Genomic DNA, 4,216 nt, shown 5'->3' with positions numbered 1-4,216 from the left:
GGCTCCGACGCCGCCGTGGCCGGCTATCCGTTCGGCGGCCCGCTGGAGCTGCGGCCGGCGCGCGTGATGTCGGTCGGCCCCATCACCATCGAGGAGGGCGGCCGCACCTCGACGCGCGAGATCATGACCGTCGCCGCCGACGTCGACCACGGCAATTCGGGCGGCCCGGTGCTCACGGGCGACGGCGCCGTGGGCGGCGTGGTGTTCGCGAAGTCGGACTCCGTCGAGAACGTGGGCTACGCCATCCCGGTGTCGACGCTGTCGCCGCTCGCCGAGCAGGCGCCCCAGCTGGAGGACGCCGTGGACCCGGGGTCCTGCGCCGACTGATCGGCGTGCCACACATCGCGGATATACGATCCGCCGCGCCGCACGGTCCCCGGCTTCGTCGGTGCGGCGGATCGTATATCCGCCGGACGTGACAGCTGGTGCGACCGTCGATCGCACCGGGCGGGTCAGTCGGCGGTGAAGCCCTCGAACCGGATGCCCCAGCTGACCTGCCACTCCTCGCCCGGGTCGAGCCAGCGCAGGCCGCGACCCGAGTTGAACGCCTCGGCGGGCGCCGTCATCGGCTCGACGGCGATCGCGACGTCGCTGTCCTCGCCGGGGAACTCGCGGCTCGTGTAGACCTGCACGTAGTCGAACTCGTCGTCGGCCCAGATCGACACGGTGCGCCCGTCGGGCGCGGTGAGGGTGTGCAGCACCACGCCGTCTTCGCTCGCGACCTCGCCGAACGCGTCGTCGAGGTGGAGGTCGCCCACGCGGCGGCCGTCGCGGAGGTCCCACTCGGTGTCGTCGACCGGCACCTCGCCGGTGGGCAGCAGCCGGTCGTCGACCTCGATGTGGCTCGCCGCGTTCAGGCGCAGCGTGAGCTCGCCGGTGGGCACGCCGCCGATCTTCAGGTAGGGGTGGGAGCCGAGGGCGACCGGCGCGGCCTCCGCGCCGAGGTTCTCCACGTAGTGGGTGACCTTGAGGCCGTCGGCGACCAGCTCGTAGTGCACGGCGGTGCCGAGCAGGTAGGGGTAGCCGAGCTGCGGGTAGATCGTGGCCGAGAGGGTGACCGAGTCGCGCTCGCGAGCGATCGGCTTGTACTCGGTGTAGCGGAGCAGGCCGTGGATGGCGTTGTTGCGGGCCGGCTCGGTGATGGCGAGCTGGTGCTCGACGCCCTCGTGCGTCCACCGGCCGTCGCGGATGCGGTTCGGCCAGGGTGCGAGCACGATGCCGGCGCCCATGGGCGGCGCCTGGTCTTCGGCGTACGGCGGGACGAGGTCGATGCCGTTGATGCTGAGGGTGCGGATGCCCGCAGCGACGGCCGTGATCGTGGCCTGCAGGTCGCCGCTCGACGTCGAGGTCTCGAGCACGAACTGCTCGCCCGTGGGAAGAGTCATGGATCCACTTTAGGGTCTCGGGCGAGGTGCACCGCGAGCCCCGACGCCTCGAGTTCGGCGACGAGCGGCGCCGGCGCCGCGGCATCCGTCACCAGCACGTCGAAGGCGTCGATCGGCGCGATGCGGCCCAGGTGCACCTCGCCGAGCTTCGAGCCGTCGGCGACCACGACGGCCTTGGCCGCGGCGCGGAGCATGAGCGCCTTCACGGCCGCCTCGGGGAGGTTCGCGTTCGTGACGCCGTGCACCGGGTCGACGCCGTTGCAGCCGATGAACGCGAGGTCGGCGTGCACCTCCTCGAGCATCGAACCGGCGAGCGGATGCACCAGCGAGTGCTGCTTCGGCCGCAGGGTGCCGCCGGTGACGACCACGGTGAAGCGGGGGATCTCGTCCTCGAGTTCCAGGGCGATCGACAGGCCGTTCGTGAACACCACGAGGTCGTCGAGGTCGGTGCGGGCGCGCAGGGCACGTGCGACCTGCAGGGTGGTCGTGCCGACGTCGAGGATGACGCTCTGGCCGCTGCGCACGAGGGAGGCGGCGTACTCGCCGATCGCGCGCTTCGGTTCGACGGATGCCGCGAGCGCCTCCTCGAAGCTCGGCTCGCGTTCAGGCCGCTCGGCCTCGAGCACGGACGAGGCGGGCACGGCTCCGCCATGGACCCGGCGGATGGCGCCCTGCCGTTCGAGCGCATCCAGGTCGGCTCGGGCGGTCACCGTGGTGACGCCAAAGGCCGCGCTGAGCTCGGCGACGCGCACGAACCCTCGCTCGGCGACGAGGCCGAGGGCGAGCTGGCGTCGCCGCGGGGCGTCGAGGGGCGCGGGCGTGGCCGTCGCGGCATCCGTCATACCGGCATTCTCCGCGCTGGGACCACCCTTTGCAATACGAAACCCCGGTTGTTTGCGAAACGAAAGTCGCGTAGGGTGTGCGCGTGCCCGATACCGAACCAGACGCCACCGCGGGGCCCGACGCCATCGTCGACCCGCGCATCGCCGTGCGGCCCGCGATCCTCGCCGACGGCCGCGAGCTCATCTACTTCGACGACGCCGACACGAGCCTGCCGCCCGAGCGCGCCGTCGACGCCCGCACCCTCGATCCGCGCCCCGCCACCGCGCACATGCGGCAGGACCCGCTCACCGGCGAGTGGATCTCGATCGCCGCCGCCCGCCAGAACCGCGTGTTCCTCCCGCCCGCCGACGCGGATCCGCTCGCGCCGCAGACGGCGGCGAACCCGTCGGAGATCCCGAGCAGCTACGACGTGGCCGTGTTCGAGAACCGCTCCCCGTCGTTCGGCCCCGAGCTCCCCGACCCCGATGCCGCCAGCGCCGACGCCCTCGCGTCGCTGCGGAGCGTCGGGCTCGAGCGCGCCCTGACGTCGGTGGGCCGCTGCGAGGTCGTCTGCTTCAGCCCCGAGCACGAGGGCTCGTTCGGCACGCTCGGCGTCTCGCGGGCGCGGACCGTGATCGAGGCGTGGGCGCAGCGCACCGCCGCCCTGTCGGCGCTGCCCGGGGTGGAAGAGGTGTTCCCCTTCGAGAACCGCGGACGCGAGATCGGCGTCACGCTGCCGCATCCGCACGGCCAGATCTACGCCTACCCGTACGTCACGCCGCGCACCGAGCGCCTGCTCGCCGCGATCGACGACTACGGCCCCACGCTCATGGGCGACATCCTCGAGCGCGAGCGCAACGGGCCGCGCGTGCTGCTCAGCGGCGAGCACTGGACCGCGTTCGTGCCGTTCGCCGCGCGCTGGCCGATCGAGGTGCACCTGCTCCCCCACCGGCACGTGCCCGACTTCGCGGCGACCAGCCTGGAGGAGCGCGACGAGCTCGCGTCGCTCTACCTCCGGCTGCTGCGCGGCATCGACCGGCTCTACGACACCCCCACGCCGTACATCGCCGCGTGGCACCAGGCGCCGGTCAGCGAACGACGCGACGAGGTGCGACTGATGCTGCAGCTCACGAGTCCACGCCGCGCCGCCGACAAGCTCAAGTACCTCGCCGGCTCGGAGGCCGCGATGGGCGCTTGGATCGGCGACGTCACCCCTGAGGCGCAGGCCGACGCGCTGCGCCGCGCGATCGGAGAGGTCGAGGTCGACGCATGAACGAGGTCACGGAGGCGATGCACGGGTTCGCCGAATGGTACGGACGGCGGCCCATCGGCGTGTGGTCCGCTCCGGGACGCGTGAACCTCATCGGCGAGCACACCGACTACAACGACGGGTTCGTCTTCCCGTTCGCCATCGACCAGCGCACGGCTGTCGCCCTCGGTGACCGCGACGACCGGGTCGTTCGCGTCGCGTCGAGCTTCGCCCCCGAGGCCGTCGAGATCCACCTCGACGAGCTCGCGCCCGACGCGATCAGCGGCTGGTCGGCGTATCCGCTCGGCGTCGCCTGGGCGCTCGGGGAACTGGGCGCCGACCTCGAGCACGTGCGCGGGGTCGACCTCTACGTCGCGAGCTCGGTGCCGGTCGGGGCCGGCCTCTCGTCGTCGGCGGCGATCGAGAGCGCAGTGGCGCTGGCCCTGGACGAGCACTGGGGGCTCGGCTTCGACCGGCCCGCCCTCGCGAAGGTCGGCCAGCTCGCCGAGAACCGCGTGGTCGGCGCCCCCACGGGCATCATGGACCAGTCGGCGTCGCTGCTCGGCGAGGCCGACGGCGGCGTGTTCCTCGACTGCCGCAGTCTCGACGCCGACGTCATCCCGCTGGGCTTCGCGGCCGATGGGCTGTCGCTGCTCGTCATCGACACGAAGGTCGAGCACGCGCACGCCTCGGGCGGCTACGCCGCACGGCGCGCCTCCTGCGAAGCCGGAGCCCGCGGCCTCAGCGTGGAGTCGCTCCG

Annotated in this window: 5 protein-coding genes; 3 read left to right on the top strand and 2 right to left on the bottom strand. The window is 72.6% G+C overall.

Annotated features, from left to right (window positions below; all coding sequences use genetic code 11):
• Positions 1–327: trypsin-like peptidase domain-containing protein (locus tag GH736_RS18225; protein ID WP_203230843.1), on the top strand; the 327-nt coding region annotated here is incomplete at its 5' end.
• A 125-nt stretch (positions 328–452) separates the two neighbouring features.
• Here GH736_RS18225 and GH736_RS18220 read toward each other — a convergent pair.
• Positions 453–1,385, bottom strand: coding sequence for an aldose 1-epimerase family protein (locus tag GH736_RS18220; RefSeq protein WP_159605850.1), 933 nt, complete (start codon positions 1,383–1,385; stop codon positions 453–455).
• Entirely contained in the window at positions 1,382–2,227 is an 846-nt protein-coding gene (locus GH736_RS18215; RefSeq protein ID WP_159605848.1) for a DeoR/GlpR family DNA-binding transcription regulator, read from the bottom strand. The genes GH736_RS18220 and GH736_RS18215 overlap by 4 nt, the downstream gene beginning before the upstream one ends.
• A 140-nt stretch (positions 2,228–2,367) precedes the next feature.
• Between GH736_RS18215 and galT the strand changes: the two genes are divergently transcribed.
• Both galT and GH736_RS18205 read left to right on the top strand, forming a co-directional pair.
• On the top strand, positions 2,368–3,480 hold the full coding sequence (gene galT, locus GH736_RS18210) for a galactose-1-phosphate uridylyltransferase (RefSeq protein ID WP_159605854.1): 1,113 nt from the start codon (positions 2,368–2,370) through the stop codon (positions 3,478–3,480).
• On the top strand, positions 3,477–4,216 hold a 740-nt coding region (locus tag GH736_RS18205), incomplete at its 3' end, for a galactokinase (RefSeq protein ID WP_328596901.1). The genes galT and GH736_RS18205, both read left to right, overlap by 4 nt.

Source organism: Agromyces humi (genome assembly GCF_009720255.1).
In the GTDB taxonomy this organism is placed as follows: Bacteria; Actinomycetota; Actinomycetes; order Actinomycetales; family Microbacteriaceae; genus Agromyces; species Agromyces humi.
Note: the sequence above shows the minus strand (reverse complement) of the source record. Positions and strands in the feature narration are given on the sequence as shown.

Coding starts and splice junctions, on each gene's coding strand:
- GH736_RS18215 (WP_159605848.1), bottom strand. CDS start 2,227: ATGACGGATGCCGCGACGGCCACGCCCGCGCCCCTCGACGCCCCGCGG.
- GH736_RS18220 (WP_159605850.1), bottom strand. CDS start 1,385: ATGACTCTTCCCACGGGCGAGCAGTTCGTGCTCGAGACCTCGACGTCG.